The following is a 22,580-nucleotide window of genomic DNA, read 5'->3' on the forward strand; positions in this document are numbered from 1 at the left end:
ACTATACCGGCGGCAGCTCGGCTTCGAGGAAGAGTTTACCCTGCGCGTCCTTGGCGCTGACGGAAGGCGCAGTGCCGTTCAGGGCCTCCAGCGGCCACGCAATATTAAGGGTGGCGTCGTCCCACAGGATGGAGCGCTCGCCCTGGGGGTAGTAAAGATTGGTGGTCTTATAGAGGACTTCGGCGGTCTCGGAGAGGACGAGGAAGCCGTGGGCGAAACCTTCAGGGATCCAGAGCGACTGGATCTCACCCTCGTCGGTAAGGGGTTTAAGGTGAAAACCGGCCCATTTGCCGAAATCAGGAGAGTTGCGGCGCAGGTCGACGGCCACATCCCAGATGTGGCCCGAGAGCACGCGGACAAGCTTTCCCTGGGGTTTGCCCAACTGGTAGTGCAGCCCGCGCAACACACCCTTCGTGGAGAAGGACTGGTTGTCCTGGACGAAGCTGGAGGGCAGACCGGCCTCGGTGAAGGAGCTCTGATTGAAAATTTCAGTGAACCAGCCGCGACTATCGCCAAACCGCTTGGGTTGAATCAGTTTGACATCTGTGAGCGTGGTGTTGAGAATGAGCATCCTAGTAGGATACCGTGAGATGACAACAATAGACTCGATACCGAAATGGAACGAACAAAAAACGAATCTATAAGGGGAGATTGTTCCCGTGGGGCATCGGGCTAGTAAACTGTTTGAATCGAAATAAAGTAGCTGAACTCCTTTTCCGGGTTGACGATAGAGCAGCGACCAGTCCAAACAAGAGACAGGCGCAAGCAGAGAATCGGCGAGACAGAAAACGAAGCAGAGCTGCGGATGCCTGCAGGCTGGTTGAGATGCAGGATGGCATACATCCGTCAAACTTTAGAGAAGCAAACAACAGTGCGGATTACAGGCGCAGAGCATGGCGTCGCTTATGGTTTGCACAGATATAGGATTGCAATGCAGGCTGAATCTCCCGAATCGCCGGTTGCGGTAATTGAAGATTCGTACTCGTATTCGGAAGTCATGGCACCCCCGTTGCGGCGACTGCAGTGGGAGACGGAGCTGCCATCGGAGTACTTTCGTTACCGTGTGATCAAGCGGACTGTTGATCTGTTCCTGGTGGCGGTGTCGCTGCCGGTGAGCCTGCTCGTGCTTGGCATCGTGGCGATAGTGGTGGCGTTAAACTCTCCGGGGCCGATCTTCTACTCGCACCGGCGGATTCGGCGGCACGGTGCGTTCTTTTCGATGTGGAAGTTTCGAACCATGTGCGTCAACTCTGCCGAGGTGCTCGAGCAGCATCTGGCGGAACATCCCGAGGCCCGTGCGGAGTGGAACAAGACTCACAAGCTGCGAAACGATCCTCGAATTACCAAGATTGGCTCATTTCTAAGGAGATACAGCCTGGATGAGCTGCCGCAGCTTTGGAACGTTGTGACCGGCCAGATGAGTTTGGTAGGGCCCCGGCCGATTGTGGCGGCTGAGGTCGAGAAGTACGGCGGCTGTTTTAGCTGCTACTGCAAGGTGAAGCCCGGGTTGACGGGACTGTGGCAGGTCTCGGGGCGAAGCTCGCTGACCTATGACGAGCGGGTGGCTCTGGACTGCGAATATGTGGGGAACTGGTCGCTGTCGAAGGACACGGTGATTTTACTCAAGACGTTCTCTACCGTCGTGAACCAGGATGGCGCGTTCTGAAAAAGAACGCAGCGGAGAGTTAGGAAGACTGGTGCGGGTCGCCATTGTTCATCATTGGTTTGTAACGCGGGGCGGCGGCGAACGCGTGGCAGAGTGCATCGCTTCGCTGTTTCCGGAAGCGGAGATCTTCACTCTGGTGGCCGACGCTCCCGGGATTCCGCAGGGGCTGCAGGAGCGACGGCTGCATACCTCGTTTTTGCAACGGATTCCGCTGGCCAGGAACTATCACCGGCATATGATGCCGCTTTATCCGATGGCTACAGAAGGTTTGGATCTGCGAGGATTCGACCTGGTGATCTCGTCGGATTCAGGTCCGGTCAAGGGAGTACGTGTGGATGCGGGAGCAGTGCATCTCTGCTACTGCCACTCGCCGATGCGGTATCTCTACGACGGTTACGAGACTTATCGGGCGCAGATGGGAAGCGTGACCCGCGCTGCATTTTCTGCCACGGCGGGGCGGGTAAGAGCCTGGGATGAGCGTGCGGCGCAGAGGGTGAGTTACTTTATTGCGAACTCGGAGTACGTGGCCGACCGGATTCGACGCTGCTATGGGCGGGAGAGTGTGGTGATTCATCCTCCCATTGATCTCCATCGAGCGTGCGTGGCTCAGCCGGAAGAGCATTATCTTTGTGCCGGACGGTTAGTTGGGTACAAGCGCACCGAGCTGATGATGGAGGCGTGTGTGCGGCTAGGGAGAAAACTGAGGATTGCCGGTGCCGGGCCTGAGGAGAGCCGGTTGAGAAAGCTTGCCGGCACGGCAGATGTCAGCTTTCTGGGGGAGATGACCACGGAGGCGCTTTGGCAGGAGTATGCAAAGTGCCGGGCGCTTCTGTTTGCGGCCGATGAGGACTTCGGCATGGTTCCGCTGGAGGCGCAGGCCTGCGGACGTCCGGTGGTTGCGTATGGGGCCGGTGGATCGTTGGAGACGGTTCGGGGATTGGATGTGGTCAAGGATCGGGCGACAGGGATCTATTTTGCAGAGCAGACGGTAGCGTCTGTCATGGATGGAATCCTGCAATTTGAGGCTGCGGATGACGCCGGGAGATTTGACTCTGCGGAGACGCAGCGATGGGCAGCAGAGTTTGCTACACCGGTATTTTTGCGGCGCATGCGCGAGTTTATCCTGCAAAAGATACCGGAGGCTGCCAGTGTGATGACCCCCGGCATCGCGGAGACGATGTGATGGAGGGAATGCGGGATCTGCTGCGGGGAACGCTGGGACGGAGCTTGCAGGCGATGCGGCCTGAGGACAAGCTGGCGGCGGCGTGGCCGGTGGCCTGCGGTAAGGCCATGGCCGAGCGCGGAACAGTGGTGGGATATGTCGACGGCGAGGTCTCGATCGAGGTGCAGGAGGGCGCGTGGCTACAGCAGATGATGAGTATGCAGGGACAGCTTGCCGGACAGATGGGGCGCATCGCGGGCGTGAAGGTGAGCAGGATACACTTTAAGGTGAAGAGGGATAACGCGCGATGAGTGAGCAGGCTGGGGTAACGATCGAGGATGTTCGGCGGGTGGCAGAGCTGGCGAATCTGGAGCTGACTGCCGAGGAAGAGCCGCGCATGCAGCGAGATCTGAATGCAATTCTGGGTCATATTGCCGAATTGAATGAGCTGGATACGAAGGACGTTCTGCCGATGGCACAGGTGGGCGAGATGCTGGGTGGAGAACGGCACGAGCGCGGCGAGACGCTGCGCGAGGATGTCGTCGTTCCCTCATTGGATCGCGCTGCGGTGATGGCGGCTGCTCCCGAAACGGATGGCCGGTTCTTCAAGGTTCCCAAGGTGATTGAGCGCTAACGCCAAGACTTCCGAGATATCAAAAGAGAAAGAAAGATAGAGTGATGGATTTTACGATTGATACAGTGCGGGCTGGTGTAGCGAATGGGTCGGCTACAGCTACGGCGATGGCGGAGCTGCACTACTCGCGGATTGCTGCCGACGATGGAGACAAAGGCAAAGGGATCAATAGCTTTCTTGCTTTGAGCAAGGAGCGTGCGCTTGCTCAGGCAGCGAAGATCGATGCTTTGGCTGCGAAGGGTGAAGAGCTTCCCGCTCTGGCCGGGGTTCCGGTAGGAATCAAGGATGTGCTGACGATGAAGGGCTCGCCGGCGACGGCGGGTTCGCTGATTCTGAAGGGATATCGGCCTCCCTACGATGCTACTGCGGTGACGAAGCTGGAGACGGCGGGAGCAGTTCTGCTGGGCAAGTTGAACTGCGACGAGTTTGCCATGGGCAGCTCGAATGAGAACTCGGCTTATGGACCGGTGCTGAATCCCCGGGCTCTGGACCGTGTTCCGGGCGGGTCGAGCGGCGGCTCGGCGGCGGCGGTTGCGGCTGGATTTGCCGTGGCTACGCTGGGGACGGATACAGGCGGCTCGATTCGGCAACCTGCGGCGTTTTGCGGAGTCGTGGGTGTGTTGCCGACCTATGGACGCGTTTCACGTTATGGGTTGATTGCGTTTGCCTCTTCACTCGATCGCGTTGGGCCATTTACGAACAATGTGAAGGACGCTGCGACCGTTCTGCAGGTGCTTGCCGGACAGGATGCGATGGACGCTACTTCGTCGGATCGGCCTGTCGGAGATTATGTCGGCGCACTGGAGAAGCCGGTGGAAGGTCTGCGGATCGGCGTTCCCGCGGAGTACTTCGGCGAAGGTCTGGACCCGGAGATTCGTGCCGCGATTGAGAAGGTTCTCGATGGCCTCAAGGCGGAGAAGTGCGTGATCAAGCCGGTGAGCCTGCCGCACACGAAGTACGCGATTCCGACTTATTACGTGATCGCTACGGCGGAGGCTTCGTCGAACCTGTCGCGCTTCGATGGCGTGAGGTTCGGGCTGCGGAGCGCCGAGGCTAAGACGCTCTCGGAGATGTACCGCAAGACGCGCGATGAAGGATTTGGGCCTGAGGTGAAGCGCCGCATTCTGCTGGGAACGTATGCGCTTTCGGCGGGATACTACGACGCCTATTACAAGAAGGCGCAGCAGGTTCGAGCGCTGCTGACGCGGGATTTTCTGACCGCGTTCAACGAGGTCGACGTGATCGTCGGGCCGATGACGCCCACACCGGCGTTCAAACTCGGAGAGAAAACGGACGACCCAGTGGCGATGTATCTGGCGGACATCTACTCGGTTGCGGCGAGCCTCGCGGGAATCTGTGGGGTGAGCGTGCCCTGCGGGCAGACGAAAGACGGTTTGCCGATCGGTGTACAGATTATGGGTAAGCACTTCGACGAGGGGACCATGCTGCGGGTGGGCCTGGCCGTCGAGAAGATGCAGGGCTAAAGGCGCAGGCATTATGCTGCGGAGTCGGTCGTGCTCTTCTCCCAGAGAGGATAGTCGAGCCCGGCGACGCGGTTGATGGCCCAGGCCTGCGCGGTCAGAAGGATGACGGCGACTTCGATGATGACGAGGTACTCGGGTTTGGTGAGGATGCCGAGCGAGACGATCAGCGTGGTTGCGCCTGCCGGGGGATGGCTGACGCGGAGCAGCACCATGATGGCTCCCGTGGCTGCGAGCGAGAGCGCTGCGGCCATGACCTCGCGCCACGAGACCTCACCCAGCGACGTCACAGCAAAGCCGTGGCTCCCCATAACAACATAGGCGGCATATCCACAGATGAGGCCGATGGCGTGACCGAGGATGGCGTGGCGTGGGCTCGAAGACTTGCCCATGGGTGCGAAGAAGAAGAGGTAGGCTGTGGGGCCGAGCGAGGGGAAGACGAAGGGGCTGCCGGTGAATCCTGCCAGCAGCGAGAGGATGGCGATGGTGATGAAGCTATTGATGAAGACATAGCCTGCCCAGACAAGGCGCGGAGGCAGATGCCGGAGCAGCCAGTCGAGGCGGATGCGGCGCAGGAACTCTTCGACATGGAGAGCTGCGTGATGCTCTTCTTCTGCGAACCAGGATTGATGCCGGGAACGATGCAATCTTCACCTCGGCGGACCGTGACAGGTTAGATGTTGGGGATGAGATCGAAGTACTCGTCGTCCTCGTTCGATCCGCCCTCGCCTTTGCCGAGCAGCTCGATCGATTCGACGAACTCGATCCGCTCGATCCACTTGACCATCTTGTAGCCGAGCTGGTTTTCGACGCGCAGGCGCAGCGGCGCGCCGTAGACGCCGGTCAGCGGCGCGCCGTTCATGTCGAAGGCGAGCATGGCCTGCGGCTTCATCGCGTTTTCCATATTTTGCGTGTCGTAATAAGTGCCCCCATAGAGCGAGTTGCCGAAGGAGTAGAAGGCCAGCACATGCGCTCCGGGCTTGGGTTTGACGTGCTCGATGAGCTTGCGCAGCGAGAGGCCGCGCCACTCGGCAATGCCGGACCAGCCCTGAATGCAGTGGTGCATGGTGATGGTCTCTTCTTCCTCGAGGGCGCGCATGTCGTCGAGCGAGAGCTCCACCGGATTTTCGACGAGGCCGCCGACCTTGAGGCGAAAGTCTTTGAAGCCGTTGGCCTCCATCTGCTTCCAGTCCTCGCGGATCGGGATGTTGCCGTTGGGCCAGAAGTGCGGCGAGATCTGGTCGCGGGTGTAGGTCTGCTGCGGAATGAGGCTGTCGAGCGTGATGAGCCGCACCGGTTCGGTGATGGTGCGCTCGGCGTGTTGCAGGCCGCGAGGGAAGTACCACGAGATGTAGTGCGCCGCCACCCACGAGAGCACGACGACGGCGATGCCGATGAGGCCGAGGACGAGCCCTGTCCACTGCATGTCGTCTACACCGAGGACGATGTGGTTCATGTTGCGGCGCAGGCCGGTCATCGCGATCAGCGTGACATGCACGACGACGAAGCAGGCGAAGCCTACGAGCATCAGAAAGTGGATGGAGCGCGCGCACTGGCGTCCGCCGAAGAGCTTGGCGTAGCGTGGCCAGCGGTTGACCAGCGCCGGCGACATGGCCATCCCGGTCATGATGGAGAGCGGAGCCATGACGAAGACGGTTGCGAAGTAGGCGAGCTGTTGCAGCGCATTATATCCGTAGAAGCCGTTCGGCTCGGGCGGGAAGTGGAAGTTGGCATAGTGGACGAAGGTGTTCCACGCATCGACGAAGACGGTGGTGGAGGTTGGTACGAGGCGCATCCACTGGTCGCTGGTGAGCAGGCCGCAGACGAAGAAGAACCCGGTGAATACGAATCCGTAGACGGTGATGAAGTGCCACGCACGGGCGATGCCTACGGTGTGCCGGTAGCCCGGTGTGGAGACGATGGGCGAGAGGTAGCGTGCGTCCTGCTTGGCTGTCCAGACTTTATCGGTGGGGACCTTTAGCGGGGTAAAGCGCAGCCACTCGCTGCCGGGGGTGCAGTTGTCATTCAGATAGAGGCGCGGGTGGTCCATCAGAATCGACAAGCCGCTGCGCATCAGCATGAAGAGGAAGAACATGTTGAAGAAGTGCGTCCAGCGAATCCAGACGGGAAAGCCGTGCGGGCCGCTCAGTGCGCCTTCGATCGAAGCGGAGGACGGCGCGATATAGGGCATGCCGAAGAGCGCAGCCTGCGTCCAGGCAAGGAGCAACGGCACCAGCACAAGCACGATCAGGATTACGAGAGCAGAAGGCCGGATCCAGATACGGAGACGCCGGTCGGGAGGATAGTGTACGGCGCGGTGCGCATCGTCGAAGGGAATCATCGAATACCTCGCTTAGAGGGAGAGAACGACGCAAGGAATCAACTGAAACGTTACTTCACGAGATTAGGCTATACCGCTGTCTTCCGTTAATAGCCCTGATCTTGGCGGAAGGCGGTGACCTTGTTCTTGACGAAGGTGACGGCCATAGGGTGACCGAGGTTGGCGAAGACGACCATCCGGTTGCCGTAGTCCTGGCTCAGGCTCTTGCTGACCTGGCCGAGAGAGAGCTCGACCTGGCGCTCGTTCATGCCGAGGATGACCTGATGCGCATCGACGGCCTTCCAGATCTCCGGGCCCCAGTGTTGGTAGAGCTGATGGGGATCGTCGTAGAAGAAGATCTCGTCGGTGTAAAAGGTGTACGTGCCGTCTTGCCGATAGCCTACAGGGACTGCATATTCCTTCGCCGGGTCGGTTGACTGGGGCATGGTAAAGACGAGTGAGACCTGGCGGTCGCCGCCGGGAATGCGGAAGGTGGCGCTCTTGGGGGCGACCTGCTCGACTGCGTCCTTGATGAGCAGCGCCTGTGCTCCGAGCAGTGTGCCTGCGCTCTTACCGTAGGCGACGTGGTGCGCGGCGTAGGGGTAGTAGTCCAACTGGCCACCGGCGGAGACCCAGACCGTCGTACCGTAGAGGGTCTTGATGTCGGCCATCGAATCGGGGCGCTTCTTCTTTAGGAAGACGAGATCGTCGTCGGAGAGTTTTTCGGTTGCGGCTGCAGCCGGGAGCTTCGCGGGGGCGTTACGCTCGTGGTAGATCATGCCGACACGTGCGCCGACGGCCGCCAGCAAGATGATGGTCCCTGCAATTGCTGCCTTTGCCCCACTCTGCATTCGCTACCCCTCCTGATGCCACTCACTACTTTCTCATTTAATCGACCGGTTCGGCCACACTCAATTCCTGTTCGGCGTTCATCAGGGATTCCGCAGTCAGAGCGTCGGCGCGGCGAAGGGCAGGAACGAACGCTGCTGCTGCGGCCATCGTGACGATGGTGCCGATGCCGCCGATGACGACGGCACGGACGGCTCCCCACCAGTGCGCCGTGAGGCCGCTCTCGAACTCGCCAAACTCGTTGGATGCGCCGATAAAGAGCCAGTTGACGGCGCTGACGCGACCGCGCATCTCGGGCGGCGTAGCCAGTTGCAGAACGCTGCCTCGAATGACAACGCTGACCATGTCGCTGCCGCCGACGATGACAAGAGCAATCAGGCTGATCCAGATATTCTTCGAGAGGCCAAAGACGATCGTTGCCGCGCCGAACAATCCGACGCAGCCGAGCATGAGCCATCCCGCCCGGCGTTGAATGGGCTTGACCACCATCAGCAGCGATACGGAGAGAGCACCCACGGCGGGCATCGCGCGCAGCAGCCCGAGGCCGCGCGGGCCGGCGTGCAGAATATCGGTGGCGAAGATAGGCAACAGTGCAACCGCTCCGCCAAGCAGCACGGCGAAGAGATCGAGCGAGATCGACCCCAGCAGCAGCTTGGTCTTCCAGACATACTCAAGTCCTGCGAGTACGGTCTTAGCGTTGAAGGCCTTTTTGGATGCGCCGTCCATCTTGGTCCGGATCATGCCCACCAGAATGAGGAAGCCGATGAGCATGACCAGGGTCAGCGCATAGACGATGGGGGCGCCGTTCCAGCGCAGCAACATGCCGGTCAGCGGCAGCGTGAACAGCAGACCGCCCACGGTGGGTCCAGCCATGTTTGCCGCCTGATAGATGGTGGCTCCCCAGGTGACAGCATTGACGAAGTGGTCTTTGGGAACGAGGCTGGGTAGCATGGCGCTCGATGCCGGGCCGCTAAAGGCGCGGCCCACTCCAATGCCGACGAGGACCGCATAGATAGGCCAGACCTGGCCATTCGAGATGTAAGTCTTCGTCAGCGAGAGCCAGAGCAGGGTGACGGTACAAAGCGCCTGCAGGCCATAACAGAGGAGGATGATCTTTCTCCGGTCGAACCTGTCGGCGACATGACCGGCGGGCAGTACGAGAAATAATCCCGGAAAAAAGAGGGCAAGACCGGTGAGGCCAAGGTCGAGCGCAGAGTGTGTGATGGCGTAGACCTGCCAGGCTACCGCAACCGATTGTGCCTCAGCTCCCACAATGACCATGAGGCGTGCTGACTGATAGAGGCGGAAATCACGCGAGCGAAAGGCGCTTCCCGCGGCTGCCTCTGTGATTGCTGTATTACTGCCACCCTCAGACATACCGTATGTTTTCACATTTCATGAAGTAAAAGCAGCGAGCGATCGGTTTATCCGCGCAGGAAATTCCGCTTTTTAGCATTGCTCTAACAATGCAAACGCTCCAAATCAGCGTCCGAGATAGACCTTGTACTGGGTCTCGACGACACCGGTGTTGCGGGCGAGCATCAACTTCGACTGGTTGTATTGATAGAGCGTCTGCACCAGCTTGCTCTGTGCATCGGCCAGTCCGGCTTCAGCCTGAACGACGGGAAGGTTGTCGGAGACACCGGCCTGGAAGCGGTCGCTGGCCTGTTGCAGCTCTTCCGTGGCCAGATCGACGTTGCTGCGCGCTACCTTTACAAGCTGAGCGGAGGACTGCACATCGAGCATCGCCGAACGAATCTGCTGCTCGATGGTGACTTGCAGCGACGTGATCTGCTGATGCAGAGCGCTGACCTGCGCATCCGCAACCTCACGCTCTCCGCGAAGCTGCCCTTCCTGAAAGATGGGAACCTTCAGGCTGCCCGTTGCCGAAAAGATGCCGTGATAGAGACCGTGGGTCTCGCCCAGAACTCCATAATGACCGTCGAAGGAGAGGGTCGGCAGGCGCTCGTACTTCACAGCTTTCTCCGCGCGCTGTGCGACCTCCATCTGTGCCTGGAGACTCAGCAGATCTTTACGTCGCGTATAGGCAAGCGCCTTAGCCTGATCGAGCGGAAGCTCCGCAAACTCGGAGTAAGGCGTCTTGTCGGTCAACGTCAGCTCCTGCTCCGCAGGCAGGCCGATCAGGCGGTTGAGCGCGATCTTGTCCTTGGCAAAGGTATTTTCGGCGTTGATGACCGTCTGCTGCTGCGTCTGTAGCTGCACGCGTGCGCGCAGCACGTCGAGATTAGTTCCCACGCCTGCGTCGTGCGATGCGGTGGCCTGTTGCAGGACCAGCTCATCGGCCTTTTCGAGCGCCTGAGCGTTCTCGATCTGCGAGGCATCCGCCAGTGCCAGAAGGTACTGCGTTCCCACCTTCAGCACAACAGTGCCCTCGGAGTTGCGAGTGGTGAGCGAGGCTGCCGATTCAGCCTTCTGCGCGGAGCGATAAAGATAGTAGGCCGGAACATTGAAGAGCTGCTGGTTCAGATTGAGCTGCGCGCCCGTCGTATCCAGCCTGATGATCGTCGGAAAGGTCGCCGGGTCAAGACCGAACTTCGCTATCAGCGATGGTTTGAAGCCCAGAGCTGCCAGATTGATCATCTGCGTCTCGGTAAACGCTTCGGCGGTGACGGAGGGCAGAAGATTATTGGCGACAGTCAGAACCTGGCCATGCACGATCCGCTGGTTCTGGCGCGCAAGCTCCATCTCCAGATTGTGCTGCACACCACGATCGATGGCGTCGTCGAGACTTAACGGCAGGGCCGAGGGCGTGGCCTGCTCGACGGTGACGCCGCCGGGAAAATTCGTAGTGAGCGTGTGAGGAGTGGGCGCCGAGGGCAGATCTCCAGCCGAACCCTGCGCGTGCGCGGCTACACTTAGGCTGCCGCAGAGTACCAGCAGCAGACACACCTTCGCATTGGAAGCAAAACGACTCAGATATCCTCTCAGCTCTTACTTTGTTTAGATTACCTATACCGTCCTGCGGTTGCGAAATCTGAACCCCAAATTCCTGGCCATCTCTCGAAGGGTAAACTCGATCAGCTAAAATACTTAACACAATCCTATGCGTCTTATATCCATGAATCGCATCGCGCTGTCCGCAGCCAGCCTCCTGCTCGCCCTTCCGCTTTGTGCCCCCGTCTTTGCACAAACTTCCATGCCGCCAAATACAGGGACGGCCTTTAAAGATACTTCCATGCTGAAGCCCCCTGCCGGAGAGCGGGTGGCCATCATCGAGTTTGAAGACCTGGAATGCCCGGCCTGCGCCCACGCCTTCCCCATTACCCGCGCTGCTGCCGAGCACTACAAGATTCCCCTGCTGCACCACGACTTCCCCCTGAGCATGCACATCTGGAGCCGGGACGCGGCCGTCATTGCCCGCTACATACAGGACAAGATCTCTCCGCAGATGGCTGAAGATTATCGCCGCGCGGTCTTTGCCAATCAGAACTCCATCGCTTCCAAGGAAGATATGCAAAACTTCTCGCGACACTTCTTCCAGACCCACGGGCGCGAGATGCCCTTTGTTGTCGACCCCACCGGCCAGTTTTCCCGCGAGGTGCAGACGGACTATCAGCTCGGCGAGCGCGTCGGCCTGACCCAGACCCCCACAATCTTTGTGGTCACGCCAAGGCACTGGGTGCAGGTGACGGATGTCAGCCAGCTTTATCAGACGATCGATACCGCTCTGGCGGAGACGCCCGCAGTGGCAAGCTCGAAGATGCGGCGCGCATCCAAGCCGCAACGCTAGACCGGTTCGGCGAGCAGTCGCCAACCATGGCTAAAGATCAAATGCCGTCTTTCCACGAGGAAGGACGGCATTTTTGTTTGTCTTCGATATCAGGTAACGAGCCGGCTCCTAGCGAATCTGCACAAGCTCAGGGTTGGTCTCGTGTCCTGCACCGCCCGGGGTGATGGTGGTCTTCTGCGGCGCGCGCCAGTGGTCGATATAGCTTACCTGGTGCACACAGCTAATGGTGCAGTTGGGAGAGCAGCTCTTCTCTGTGAGAAATTCGCGCTTCACATCGGTGGTGGTGTAGCCCGCCAGAGGAACGCCGGGATATCCGCGCTGCTGGCTGCAATAATGCACCAGCCCAAACTCGCAGATGTAGAGATAGCGCCCGCCCGCACGGCAACGCCAGTCGTTGGTCTTGCCGTTGGCGATGGCTTCCTGAAAGTGGTTGAAGCGCGAGTAGCTGCGCCGCGTCAGCTTGCGGACCTTGTCCCACACGGTGCGCTCGGCCTCGCCCAGCGGCTTCAACTGTCCGCTGCCGTCGTGAATGATGCCGATAGTCGAGCTGAAGCCCAGTCCCAGCGCCCGCTCGCTTACGATCAGCGCGTCGTTCGGGTTGGCGATTCCGCCGCCGACGACGGAGTTGATGTTGACGTGAAAGTCGGCGTGTTCGGCCAGCATCTGGAGCTTCTTGTCCAGTACCTTCAGGCTCTTTTTGGAGACGGCGTCCGGCATCACGTTGTCGATGGAGATCTGCATGTGGTCGAGCCCGGCCTTGTTCAGCCGCTCGATGCGATCAGGCATCAGCAGATAGCCGTTGGTGATCATTCCAGCGATGGCGCCGGTCTTGCGGATGCGCGCAATGATCTGGTCGAGGTCGGGGTGCAGCAGCGGCTCTCCGCCCGAGATAGTGATGACAGAGGTGCCGAGGCGGCCAAGGTGGTCGATGCGCCGCAACATCTCGTCGAGCGGCACAGGGTCGGAGACATCGTCGAACTCGTTGCAGTAGGTGCAGGACAGGTTGCAACGCCGCATGGGCACGATATGCGCCATGTAAGGGTGCCCGGTCGAGGCAAGCGCCGAACCGATCGAGCCAAGCTCACGCAGCTTGCGGGTTACGGCCTTCCATCGCCGTTTTGCGGTCATCGGACGGCGGCCAGTTCCTTGGGTCGAGGGAGATTCCATACTTACTGCTAAGTATATAGAACCGGTCGACGACAAGGGTATGTAGCCGTGACCGGACCGGGGTTAAAGCTCAGCGATCTGAGGGCAATTGGTGCTGGTAAAGGGCCACGCCACACTCGAACGTTTCTTGCTGTCTGGGGTCATGGTAAGGGTCTGCTCGTGCCTGTCGCGTAGCACCAGCAGAGCGACGGGCCTGCCCCGATTCTGATGGATCGTCTTCGACCACTCGCTTGCGGTCGTCACCGGAACCTGGTTTACCTGCATGACAACATCGCCTGCGCGCAGGCCGGCGTCTTCGGCGGGACTATTGGCCTCGACGCTGCGTACTAGCAGACCGGCGTTGCCTTCGACTCCGAAGAACTCGGCGAGCTGCGGCCCCATCACCTCAAGTTGTGCGCCGGTGAACGACGCGCTCAGAACGGTCGTCGCCCCGAGGAAATCTCGATGCGCCTTCGCTCCCTTGCCCAGCGAGGTGTTGCCGGAGTCAGAGTGCACAAACCCGCTCCCCATCTGCGGCGGAGGCCCGTAGTCCGATCCGGGGTCTGGCACCACGAGATGCTGCTCCCATGCCCGCCGCTCGACCTCCTGTCGGTTGGCGAGCTGCGTCGTCAGCGTCTGCTGCTGGCCGTCTCTGCTGATCACGAAGGTCACCGATTTGCCCGCGGGCATCTCGCGCAGCATCTGCCGCAACTGCTCCTGATCCTGAATCTGGACGCCGTTCATTTGCAAGATGACGTCGTTTCTCTGTAGCCCCAGCTTGCCGGCGGGGCCGTCGTGATCGACGTGTACGATCTCTGCGCCGCGGGTGTCACTCAGCTTCAGGGACGAGACCTCATCCTGTCCCACATCGCGCAGGTCGATGCCCAGATATCCCTGGGGAACGCGCGGCGGCGCACCCGACCTGGCAGCACCGTGGATCTTTGCCGAGACAGGCAGGGCAGTATTGGCCGCAGTGTGCGAAAGGGCAAACGCAAATCCCGGCAACACCAGCAACATCGCCGAGGTCAGCGTCACCATTCGTACATGGTGTTGAATCTTCATTAGTTTCATCGCCTACTGAATGTCTGCAGCGCCCTGCAGCGCCTGATAGGAGGCCGTTCGGATATAAGGATTCTCGTCCTGGGTCGAGACCGTACGCAGCACCTCGCGCACGCTCGAATCCGCCTGCACCGGCTCAAGCATGCCGATCGCGGTAGTCCGTACCTCGGCGTCGGAGTCATGCATCAGCGCCTCGAGCACAGCATCACGCACGTGCTGGTCCTGTCCGATGTAACGCTGCAAGCCTTCGAGGGCCTTCAACCGTACCCCCGCATTCTTGTCGTAGCGCAAGGAGACCAGCAGAGCGCTGCGAATGCCCCGGCCATCAGTCCCGCCGGTGCACTCGTGGCCTGCATTGCACTCATGCGCCAGCAGCGCAACCGAGTCGGCACGCACGCCACTGTTGGCTGCCGCATTCGCTCCTGCCAGCAGGAGCTGGCGAATCTCCGGCGAGTCCAGCGAGCCTTCCATTGTTTCGGGAACTACCTTGTTGTACTTCACCTGCACCAGCTCGGAGTTCGGTGTCTGCACGATGCCGGTCACGTTCGCAATCGTCGCCTGCGTGGGATTGCTCAGCGTTACCGGGCTCTTGGGCTTCGGCGCGTGGGCCACTTCATAGCGATAGGTGAAGTTGCCTGCCAGGAAACCTACTCCCAGCAGCAGCGTAGCCAGTGCGGGAGCGCTCTGCACATGGCCGATCCATGCAAACATGCCGCGACGCAACTGGGTAAAGATTCCATGCGGAGGAATCGCGTCCAGCTCTTCGTCCAGCCTGACCCTTGCCTGAGCCAGAAAGTTCGGTGACGGCTCTACGACCGGATACAGTGCGAGATGTTCATCGAGTTCGCGTAGTGCGTCGAGTTCGCTTCGGCAGTCTTCGCATTGATCCAGATGCTGTTCCAGAGGAATCGCATACTCATCGGGCAGCTCGCCGTAGCTTGCCAGAAGGATGTTCTCTTTTGCGGTTTCGCACTTCATCGCCCTACCTCAACCAGCCTCAAAAAATTTATTACTGTTCTCGGGTCTATAAGATCTGCCCGTCGTTCTTTCATTGGACTGCTACCGTACTCCGGCAAGATTTGCCCGCAGTTTGCGGGTTGCCCGAAATAACGTGTTCTTTGCCGTCTCTTCGGTCGTGCTCAACATCTCGCCAATCGTCCGCAGCTTCAGCCCCTGGTAGTGCTTCAGCTCAAATACGGTTCGTTCACGCGGCGTCAACTTATCGAGCGCCTCGCCGATCCTCAGGCTCATCACCTTCCGGTCAAGCTCTCGTGCCGGATTGGCCATCGAACGGTCGTCGGTGATATTCGCCATCAGGTCCATCTCGCCGCCGCTCGAATCGAGCACGGTTGCCGGATCTTCCCGGCGGCTCTTTCGCCTGCGCAACTGGTCCAGGCAAAGGTTCGTAACAATCCGGTACAGCCACGTGTAAAACGAGCACTCGAAGCGGAAGTTGCCCAGGTGGCGGTACGCCTTGATAAAGGCCTCCTGGTGAACGTCCTGTGCATCCTGCTCATTGCCAAGCATATGCAGCGCCAGTCGAAGCACAGACTGGTCGTAACGTCGCACCAGGGCGTCGAAGGCGGTCCGCTGCCCTTGCTGGGCCTCGCGGATCAACTCGTCGTCTTCGATACGCTGTTGCGCGCGCGCTTCGATCTGCGCCTGCGTCAGTTTGCCATTTCTGGCACCGGATTGTGTGGCCGCTTTTGCCATCCCTGGCAATGATTCTACCGCTGCGGCATCACGCAATCCCAAAGCGAACGGACCTGGCCGCCGCCCAAGAGGATCTATCCCAATTGCTTCAATGCCCATCTGTCTGACCCCGGAGTCAGGAAATCGATTTCGCTTCAATAGACCCATCCACTTCCCAAAAGGTAAGCAGAGAAACGTTTTTATTGAAAAAATCTGCTGTTTTGCTCAATTCCTGCCCCAAAAATACATCATCTCGACCCGAAGGCGGCGCTTTTGCCGCCGTAGTGGAGATATCCCTGCATTTCGTCTCCACCGTAAGCCCCGACCCCTATCCGGTAAACTCACAAAATGTCCTCAAGCAGCCTTTTTCCCGAGAAGACCGACTGGATCTCCGCCCACTGCGACGGCGGCGCCCGCGGTAACCCCGGCCCGGCCGGCTATGGAGCCCTCATTCAGGACGCCAACGGCATGGTTCTGGCCGAACTGAGCGAGTTCCTCGGCATCCGCACCAACAATTTTGCAGAGTACTCCGGACTGCTGGGATGTCTCCAGTTCGCCCTCGATAACAACCATCGCCGCCTCCGCGTGGTCTCGGACTCGGAACTGATGGTCAAGCAGATTCAGGGGAAGTACCAGGTCAAAAGCCCTGACCTGAAGCCGCTTTATGAAGAGGCAAAGCGCCGCATCGCCAAACTCGAGAAGTTCGAGATCAGTCACGCCCTGCGTCACAAGAACAAGGACGCCGACCGGCTCGCCAACGAGGCTATGGACCGGGGCACGAAGCGGCCTCACGCTCCCGGAACCCCTGCTCCTGCACCACTCAAAGCGACTCCCTATCCACAGAAGGCCGAGGCCCCACCCAATCCTTACGCCAAGGCAGACGCAATGCTGCGCGGCTTCACCAAGGACGGAGTAATCCACGTGCTCGGCGGCGCGACCCTGCCCGACGGCATCTTCGTCAAGATCATCCGCGAGTAGCTGATCGTTTACTCTTCTGCGCTTTTCAAATCGCTTTCAGATCGTTGTTCGGGCTCACCAGCCGACTGCGCCAATCCTGTGCAAAGCGACTCAATGATGAGTATTTGCGCCAGCATCGCTTCGAAGTCATGTGGGCGGCTGATTGCCTCGAACTGACTCTGCATCTTGTCGAGAATCCCCACGACGCGGGCTGCACGCTTCCTTCCGGCAGGCTGCAGGGTCAGTTGAAATGCCCGTGCATCCTCGGGGTCCATCCGTCGCCGGATCAGCCCCTTGGCCTCAAGCGAAGAGATGCAATGACTTACATTGCCCCGCGTGGTGTGAAAGGTCTCCGCCAGCTCCGACGGCTTGATGCCGCGCTTCTTCTCGAAGAAGATCGCCGCCAGTACCAATGCCTCAAGGAATGTCATCTCCTCGTTGCGAAGGATTCGGGTGAGTAGCGAATCCAGACGGCGGGCGGCCCGGCTGATCTGAAAGACAGGGCTTTGTTTCAGGAAGGATTCGATTCTCATAAATGAAGTCCAGAGCTAATATAGTTTATAGACTAAATAGTTGAATGACTAAACTATTTACTATCGAACAAAACTACCTCCCCGAGGCCGGAATTTCGATGCATGATCGAAGCAGATCATGCTGAACCACACAAAATTCTTCCTCTTCGGGCTCTCTGCACTTCTTTGTCTCGATGCCGTTGCGCAACAAGCTTCTCCTGCGCCTGCCGCTCAACCTGTTGCTCAATCCGTTACGGTCACGACGACGGTAGAGCCCATTCCGCTGTCGGAGAGCGACCGCTCGGTGCAGACGCTCGACACACGGCAGTATCCGCTTCTGTTCAACAGTGTTGTCGATTACCTTAGTCTCGACTCCTCACTCAACCTGCAATCGCGCGCGCCTGTAGGTGTGCAGTCGGATCTTTCAATTCGAGGCACTACATTTGAGCAGTCGCTTATTCTGCTCAACGGCCTTCGTATCGACGATCCTGAGACGGGCCATCTCAATCTCGACATTCCTGTACCGCTCGACGCGGTCTCTCGCATCGAGATACTGCATGGCTCGGGCTCGACTTTTTACGGCTCCGACGCCATTGGGGGAGCGGTGAACCTCATCACGACCGAGCCTGTTGTGCCGCTTACCGGAAGCCCATTCTCGTTTACGGCCAAGGCGGGGGGAGGGAACTATTCTTCGACTGAGCAGTCGTTTCGGGCCGACTACGCGACCAAGCCGTTCTCGGCTCAGTTGAGCGCCAGTAGGGATACGTCCGGCGGCTTCATCGCCGACCGCAACTACGCCAGCAACGCTATTTCTGCTGAGACGTGGCTGAACCTCAAGCCGGGCACGACCGATATTCTTGTCGCTGCCAGCGATCGCCCCTACGGAGCCAACCAGTTTTATGGAGCTTACCCCTCGTGGGAGCGAACGAAGGGCTGGTTCGCCTCGATCGAGCAGCAGTTGGGGACACGGACTGCGGCGAGCTTTGCCTATCGCCGACATACGGATATGTTCGTCCTCTTCGTCGACGATCCCAGCATCTATGAGAACAATCACATCGATACTGCGTGGCAGTCGGCGTTGCGGCGCGCTGACAAGCTTGCTGCGAATGTCACGCTCTCCTATGGACTCGAAGCCAATGGCGATGCGATTCAGAGCACGAACCTGGGCCGCCATGCCCGCAATCAAGGGGCGGGGTATGCGAACCTCTCGCTGCCTTCGCTGGGGAGGTTTTCGCTCTCGCTTGGTGGGCGCGAAGAGATCTTCTCGGGTGGGGATGCGATCTTTTCTCCGAATGCTGCAGCGGCATTTACGCTGACGCACACTGTTCGGCTGCGAGCCTCGGCGGGACACGGCTTTCGGCTGCCGACTTATGTCGACCTCTACTACTCCGATCCGACCAATATCGGTAATCCAAACCTCAAGCCGGAGTCTTCGTGGAGCTATGAGGGGGGCGTTGACTGGACGCCCGCGAACGGGCGTCTGACGCTTACGGCTACGGGGTTCAGTCTTCATCAGAAGGACGGCATCGACTACTCGAAGTATTCGCTCGACGCTCCGTGGCAGGCTACCAATGTCGGCAACTTCAACTACAACGGGGCGGAGACTCAGCTTCGTCTGCGCCTTCCCGGCTCGGAGCATCTGGATCTCAGCTATACGGGTGTGCGCGCCACTTCGCCGCCGAAGGGGCTGATCTCTGAGTACGCCTTCAACTATGCTGCGCAGAACGCCATCGCTGTCTGGACGGGAGATTTTCACCAGCTTACGGCGCATACGCAGGTCGCAGTTATTCAGAAGACGACTCAAACAGCCTATCCGTTGTGGGATATTTCTCTGGCTCGTAATAGTGGCTGGTTGCGCCCGTATGTGCGGCTTTTGAATCTGAGCAATACGGGGTATCAGGATATTCCGGGTGTGCCTTTGCAGGGGCGCACGATTATGGCGGGGACGGCTTTTACGTGGCCTCGTCGACGGTGAGTGCAAAGGCGAAATACAGGGATCTCTCCACTTCGCTTCGCTCCGGTCGAGATGACGTGTGTTTGAGTTGCTTCGATCGAGTACTTCAGTCGAGATGACGTGTGTTTGAGTTGCTTCGATCGAGTACTTCAGTCGAGATGACGTGCGTTTGAGGTGGGTAGATGGCACTCTAGTTTGCTGATGGTCGCTCGATGTGGTCTATCACGAGGACGTCGGCGGGGCCTTTTGTGGCTTCGAGCTTCAGGCCCAGTTCCTCCTGAATGGCGGTGAAGATGCCGGGAGGCGCGCCCGGCTCGGTGGTGGGTACGTTGTCGGGGGTCCATCTCAGGATGAAGTCGTATCTGCCGGGAAGGTTTGTTTCATCGATAACCGGTCTGTCCATATAGTTCTGCATGCCGAGGGCGAAGTCTGACATGGAGTTGTTGGTGAACTTCCTCTGCTGTTGACCGCCCTGTCCGTGACCGCTCTGTGTCGGTAGGCCGTAAGTGTTCTTGGGGCTGGGCGTGAGCTTTGGGCCTCCCTTGGCTAGCGTGATCGCATAGATGGGGAGGTCGCGCTTTTCACGATGGAGCTTGAGGCCGAATCGGTCTTGGAGTAGCTTTTGCAGCATCTCCTGAACCTGGTGGAGATTTGCCACGCCCGGTTGATCGGCTTGTCCGTCGATGTCGAACCGTTCGGTCTCCAGCCACGCCGGGCCGTTTACGATCTGCTTGCGATGGACCGCGTAGGCGAAGGAGATGAGATCGTTAACGGTCTGGCCTTCGATGACAAGGCGATGGCCGCCTACGATGAAGTTTCCGGTTTCACTGGGGTCGGCAGGCTTGATTGTTGCGACTTCAAAGGATGGATGAGCGTCCGCCGCCATGGGTGACATGGGCGAGGCAGTTTGCTGTCCTGTACCGCTTTGTTGAGCGATGACGACCGGGGTTGCGAAGACGAGCAGAGCGGCTGCGAAGAAGAGCAGTGCTTTGTGCAGATTCTCTCGAACAACGCAGTTGGCCCGCATTGAAGTGATCTCCTCGATTAAGCCAATACCCAGGATGGACAGACGACTTTAACGAACTTTAATGATCGCTTCGGAGAGCGCAGCGGCTTCTCTTTTACTTCGCCAGTTCCGCCTTGACGATCTCGCTGACCAGCTTGCCGTCGGCACGGACGCCGCTGGCTTGCAGCCGCTGCTGGACGACGCGCATTGTGGTTCCCATGTCCTTCGGACTGAGCTTGCTTCCATCCTGCGTCAGGTGCGAGATTGCGCCTTGCACCACGGCGCGGATGTCGTCCTCGCTGGCGGCCTTGGGCAGATAGGCTTCGATCATGGCGATCTCAAGCTGCTCTTTTTCGGCCAGTTGGGGACGATTGCCCTTGGTGAACTGTTCGACCGAGTCCTTGCGCTGCTTGATCAGCGTGGTGAGGATCTGGCTCTCTTCGGCGTCGGTGAGGGCCTCGCGCTTGTCGATCTCCTTATTCTTGAGAGCGCTCTTAACCATGCGCAGCGTCGTCAAACGGTGCTCGTCCTTGGCCTTCATGGCTGTGATGATGTCTGCCTGAATCTTTTCGCCGATACTCATTGCCGCACTCTCCTCAATCGCTAAACACTTCATTATAGAAAACCCGCAAGCGGGCTGGCCGCCGCTACAATATAAGCATGATCCGCAAAACTCGCCTTTTCACTCCTGGACCGACCCCTCTTCTTCCCGCCGCCCAGTTTGCTATGGCTGCCGCAGACATCCACCATCGCACCGCTGAGTTCCGCGCCCTCTTCACCCGCGTCCTCTCGCAGCTCAAGGAGTTCGTCGGCACCACCAACGATGTGCTCATCCTCGCCAGCTCCGGCTCGGGAGCCATGGAAGCCTCCGTCTCGAACCTGACCTCGCCGGGTGATCGCGTTCTCGTGCTGACTGCTGGAAAGTTCGGCGAGCGCTGGACCGGCATCACCAAGGCCTTCGGTTGCCATGTCGACGTCGTTGAGGCTCCTTATGGCAGCACCTTTACGCTCGACCAGATCAAGGCCGCGCTGAAGCTTGAGACCCGCGCTGTTTTCGTACAGGCTACTGAGTCCTCGACCGGCGTGAGCCACGATATCGAGGCCATCGGCAAGCTGCTGAAGGATGAGAAGTCCGAGGCGCTGTTTGTTGTCGACGGCATCACCGGTCTTGGCACCACGCATATTGACATGGATGCATGGGGCATCGACGTTCTGATCGGCGGCTCGCAGAAGGCGCTGATGATTCCTCCGGGGCTCTCGTATCTCGCGGTCAGCCCGCGTGCGTGGGACCGCATGGAGTCGACCTACAACCCGCGCTACTACTTCGATCTCCGCAAGGAGCGCAAGAATGCAGCTAAGGGTGAGTCGGCTTATACGCCTTCCGTCGCCTTAATCGCAGCCATGGGCGCGGCGCTTGACTATATTGCTGGACAGGCTGAGGGCAACCTTGTCGAAGGCCGTAAGAAGCTTGTCGATAACGCTCAGACCTGCGCTGCCATGACTCGCGCGGCTGCTACCGCGATGGGCTTCAAGCTCTTCGCGCCGAAGGGCCGCGAGGCCGGTGCTGCGACTGCCATTATGGCTCCGGAGGGTACGGATTCCGGCACGATCGTGAAGGGCCTGCGCTCGAAGTTCGCCATCATCGTCACCGACGGTCAGGGCGAGATGAAGGGGTCGCTTTTCCGCATCGCTCACATCGGCTTCTTCGACTATATGGACACGATCGCGGTTATTGGTGCGCTCGAGCAGGTAGCAATTGCAGCCAAGCTTCCGCTTTCGAACCTTGCCTTCGGCACCGGCCTTGTTGCCGCGCAAAAGACGTTTGCCGAAGACTCCACCGTAAAATAGTCCATAACTCCGAGAGCCCCCGTCTGAAAGTCCGGATGGGGGCTCCCGAATCTTTCGCGAACACGGAAGTTGTCATACCCTATATTTACGTGGCGCTTCAGGAGCAGGCATGAAATATCAGATCGATTTTGAGCAGGAAGAAGATGGCCGCTGGATCGCAGAGATTGAAGATCTTCCCGGCGTCATGGCTTACGGCTCCTCGAAGACCGATGCTGAATCGAATGTTGAGGCCATGGCCCTGCGCGTGATCGCAGACCGTATCGAACGCGAACATAAGACCATGAGCCAGGTCGAGTTCGCAGTCGCATGAGCCAGTGGCCCAGCTCCAAAGCCAGAAAAGTTTTGAAAGCACTTCAACGAATCGGCTGGGTCGAACATCACATTGTCAAAGGCAGTTCACACCAGCAACTCAAGCGCTCCGGCTACCCGGACTTTACATGGGCCTTTCACGATAGCGAAGAGATAGGCCCCAGGATGCTTGCTCGCATCGCCAAACATACCGGCCTCAAACCGGAAGACTTATAGCTCGTACAAAGAAAGGCC

24 protein-coding genes are annotated in these 22,580 nt (G+C 59.1%); 11 read left to right on the top strand and 13 right to left on the bottom strand.

Annotated elements, in window-relative coordinates; translation table 11 throughout:
* Position 1: 1 nt before the first annotated feature.
* The gene (gene rfbC / locus IEW09_RS05455) at positions 2-571 is read right to left on the bottom strand and encodes a dTDP-4-dehydrorhamnose 3,5-epimerase (RefSeq protein WP_188553074.1); all 570 of its coding nucleotides are present in this window, start codon (positions 569-571) and stop codon (positions 2-4) included.
* A 426-nt stretch (positions 572-997) separates the two neighbouring features.
* On the opposite strand from rfbC, the gene IEW09_RS05460 reads away from it, so the two are divergent.
* The 5 genes from IEW09_RS05460 to gatA are packed head-to-tail and all read left to right on the top strand — an operon-like array spanning position 998 to position 4,946.
* Positions 998-1,666 (top strand): sugar transferase, encoded by a 669-nt coding sequence (locus IEW09_RS05460; protein ID WP_188553075.1) that lies wholly within the window; start codon positions 998-1,000, stop codon positions 1,664-1,666.
* Positions 1,653-2,849 carry a glycosyltransferase gene (locus IEW09_RS05465; RefSeq protein ID WP_229739105.1) on the top strand — a complete coding sequence of 399 codons (1,197 nt, stop codon included), beginning with the start codon at positions 1,653-1,655 and terminating at the stop codon, positions 2,847-2,849. Before IEW09_RS05460 ends, IEW09_RS05465 begins: the two co-directional genes overlap by 14 nt.
* On the top strand, positions 2,849-3,139 hold the full coding sequence (locus tag IEW09_RS05470) for a DciA family protein (protein ID WP_188553247.1): 291 nt from the start codon (positions 2,849-2,851) through the stop codon (positions 3,137-3,139). The genes IEW09_RS05465 and IEW09_RS05470 overlap by 1 nt, the downstream gene beginning before the upstream one ends.
* A complete protein-coding gene (gatC, locus tag IEW09_RS05475; RefSeq protein WP_188553076.1) occupies positions 3,136-3,462 on the top strand; it encodes an Asp-tRNA(Asn)/Glu-tRNA(Gln) amidotransferase subunit GatC in 327 nt (108 codons plus the stop codon). The genes IEW09_RS05470 and gatC overlap by 4 nt, the downstream gene beginning before the upstream one ends.
* Positions 3,463-3,506: 44 nt before the next feature.
* Positions 3,507-4,946 (top strand): Asp-tRNA(Asn)/Glu-tRNA(Gln) amidotransferase subunit GatA, encoded by a 1,440-nt coding sequence (gene gatA, locus IEW09_RS05480; RefSeq protein ID WP_188553077.1) that lies wholly within the window; start codon positions 3,507-3,509, stop codon positions 4,944-4,946.
* A gap of 11 nt (positions 4,947-4,957) precedes the next feature.
* Here the strand turns inward: gatA and IEW09_RS05485 are convergent, their stop codons facing one another.
* The 5 genes from IEW09_RS05485 to IEW09_RS05505 form a co-directional block, all read right to left on the bottom strand.
* Positions 4,958-5,590 (bottom strand): HPP family protein, encoded by a 633-nt coding sequence (locus tag IEW09_RS05485; protein ID WP_188553078.1) that lies wholly within the window; start codon positions 5,588-5,590, stop codon positions 4,958-4,960.
* Between the two features lie 26 nt (positions 5,591-5,616).
* Complete coding sequence (locus IEW09_RS05490; protein WP_188553079.1) at positions 5,617-7,284, bottom strand: molybdopterin-dependent oxidoreductase; 1,668 nt, start codon at positions 7,282-7,284, stop codon at positions 5,617-5,619.
* A gap of 86 nt (positions 7,285-7,370) precedes the next feature.
* Complete coding sequence (locus tag IEW09_RS05495) at positions 7,371-8,114, bottom strand: hypothetical protein (RefSeq protein WP_188553080.1); 744 nt, start codon at positions 8,112-8,114, stop codon at positions 7,371-7,373.
* A 37-nt stretch (positions 8,115-8,151) separates the two neighbouring features.
* The gene (locus tag IEW09_RS05500; protein ID WP_188553081.1) at positions 8,152-9,489 is read right to left on the bottom strand and encodes an MFS transporter; all 1,338 of its coding nucleotides are present in this window, start codon (positions 9,487-9,489) and stop codon (positions 8,152-8,154) included.
* Positions 9,490-9,594: 105 nt separating this feature from the next.
* Positions 9,595-11,022: a TolC family protein gene (locus IEW09_RS05505; RefSeq protein ID WP_229739106.1), complete on the bottom strand. Its 1,428-nt coding sequence runs from the start codon at positions 11,020-11,022 to the stop codon at positions 9,595-9,597.
* Positions 11,023-11,176: 154 nt separating this feature from the next.
* On the opposite strand from IEW09_RS05505, the gene IEW09_RS05510 reads away from it, so the two are divergent.
* Entirely contained in the window at positions 11,177-11,863 is a 687-nt protein-coding gene (locus IEW09_RS05510) for a DsbA family protein (protein WP_229739107.1), read from the top strand.
* Between the two features lie 108 nt (positions 11,864-11,971).
* Here IEW09_RS05510 and IEW09_RS05515 read toward each other — a convergent pair whose 3' ends face one another.
* The 4 genes from IEW09_RS05515 to IEW09_RS05530 form a co-directional block, all read right to left on the bottom strand.
* Positions 11,972-13,030 carry a radical SAM protein gene (locus IEW09_RS05515; protein ID WP_188553082.1) on the bottom strand — a complete coding sequence of 353 codons (1,059 nt, stop codon included), beginning with the start codon at positions 13,028-13,030 and terminating at the stop codon, positions 11,972-11,974.
* A gap of 63 nt (positions 13,031-13,093) precedes the next feature.
* Positions 13,094-14,071 (bottom strand): PDZ domain-containing protein, encoded by a 978-nt coding sequence (locus IEW09_RS05520; RefSeq protein WP_188553083.1) that lies wholly within the window; start codon positions 14,069-14,071, stop codon positions 13,094-13,096.
* A 12-nt stretch (positions 14,072-14,083) separates the two neighbouring features.
* A complete protein-coding gene (locus IEW09_RS05525) occupies positions 14,084-15,046 on the bottom strand; it encodes a HEAT repeat domain-containing protein (protein WP_188553084.1) in 963 nt (320 codons plus the stop codon).
* An 81-nt stretch (positions 15,047-15,127) separates the two neighbouring features.
* Positions 15,128-15,880: an RNA polymerase sigma factor gene (locus IEW09_RS05530; protein WP_188553085.1), complete on the bottom strand. Its 753-nt coding sequence runs from the start codon at positions 15,878-15,880 to the stop codon at positions 15,128-15,130.
* Between the two features lie 228 nt (positions 15,881-16,108).
* On the opposite strand from IEW09_RS05530, the gene IEW09_RS05535 reads away from it, so the two are divergent.
* Positions 16,109-16,738: a ribonuclease HI family protein gene (locus IEW09_RS05535; RefSeq protein WP_188553086.1), complete on the top strand. Its 630-nt coding sequence runs from the start codon at positions 16,109-16,111 to the stop codon at positions 16,736-16,738.
* A gap of 8 nt (positions 16,739-16,746) precedes the next feature.
* Here the strand turns inward: IEW09_RS05535 and IEW09_RS05540 are convergent, their stop codons facing one another.
* Positions 16,747-17,250, bottom strand: coding sequence for a MarR family winged helix-turn-helix transcriptional regulator (locus IEW09_RS05540; RefSeq protein WP_188553087.1), 504 nt, complete (start codon positions 17,248-17,250; stop codon positions 16,747-16,749).
* Between the two features lie 118 nt (positions 17,251-17,368).
* On the opposite strand from IEW09_RS05540, the gene IEW09_RS05545 reads away from it, so the two are divergent.
* Entirely contained in the window at positions 17,369-19,204 is a 1,836-nt protein-coding gene (locus tag IEW09_RS05545; protein WP_188553088.1) for a TonB-dependent receptor plug domain-containing protein, read from the top strand.
* A gap of 169 nt (positions 19,205-19,373) precedes the next feature.
* Here IEW09_RS05545 and IEW09_RS05550 read toward each other — a convergent pair whose 3' ends face one another.
* Entirely contained in the window at positions 19,374-20,210 is an 837-nt protein-coding gene (locus IEW09_RS05550) for a TIGR03435 family protein (protein WP_188553089.1), read from the bottom strand.
* A 94-nt stretch (positions 20,211-20,304) separates the two neighbouring features.
* Positions 20,305-20,772: a GatB/YqeY domain-containing protein gene (locus tag IEW09_RS05555; RefSeq protein WP_188553090.1), complete on the bottom strand. Its 468-nt coding sequence runs from the start codon at positions 20,770-20,772 to the stop codon at positions 20,305-20,307.
* Positions 20,773-20,849: 77 nt separating this feature from the next.
* Here IEW09_RS05555 and IEW09_RS05560 point away from each other — a divergent pair, with 77 nt between their 5' ends.
* From IEW09_RS05560 to IEW09_RS05570, 3 genes are all read left to right on the top strand, one after another.
* Positions 20,850-22,037, top strand: a complete 1,188-nt coding sequence (locus tag IEW09_RS05560) for a pyridoxal-phosphate-dependent aminotransferase family protein (RefSeq protein ID WP_188553091.1) — start codon at positions 20,850-20,852, stop codon at positions 22,035-22,037.
* Positions 22,038-22,146: 109 nt separating this feature from the next.
* Positions 22,147-22,347, top strand: a complete 201-nt coding sequence (locus IEW09_RS05565) for a type II toxin-antitoxin system HicB family antitoxin (protein WP_188553092.1) — start codon at positions 22,147-22,149, stop codon at positions 22,345-22,347.
* The gene (locus IEW09_RS05570) at positions 22,344-22,562 is read left to right on the top strand and encodes a type II toxin-antitoxin system HicA family toxin (protein WP_188553093.1); all 219 of its coding nucleotides are present in this window, start codon (positions 22,344-22,346) and stop codon (positions 22,560-22,562) included. Before IEW09_RS05565 ends, IEW09_RS05570 begins: the two co-directional genes overlap by 4 nt.
* The last annotated feature ends 18 nt before the right edge of the window (positions 22,563-22,580 follow it).

It is taken from the genome of Edaphobacter dinghuensis (genome assembly GCF_014640335.1).
Classification (GTDB): domain Bacteria; phylum Acidobacteriota; class Terriglobia; order Terriglobales; family Acidobacteriaceae; genus Edaphobacter; species Edaphobacter dinghuensis.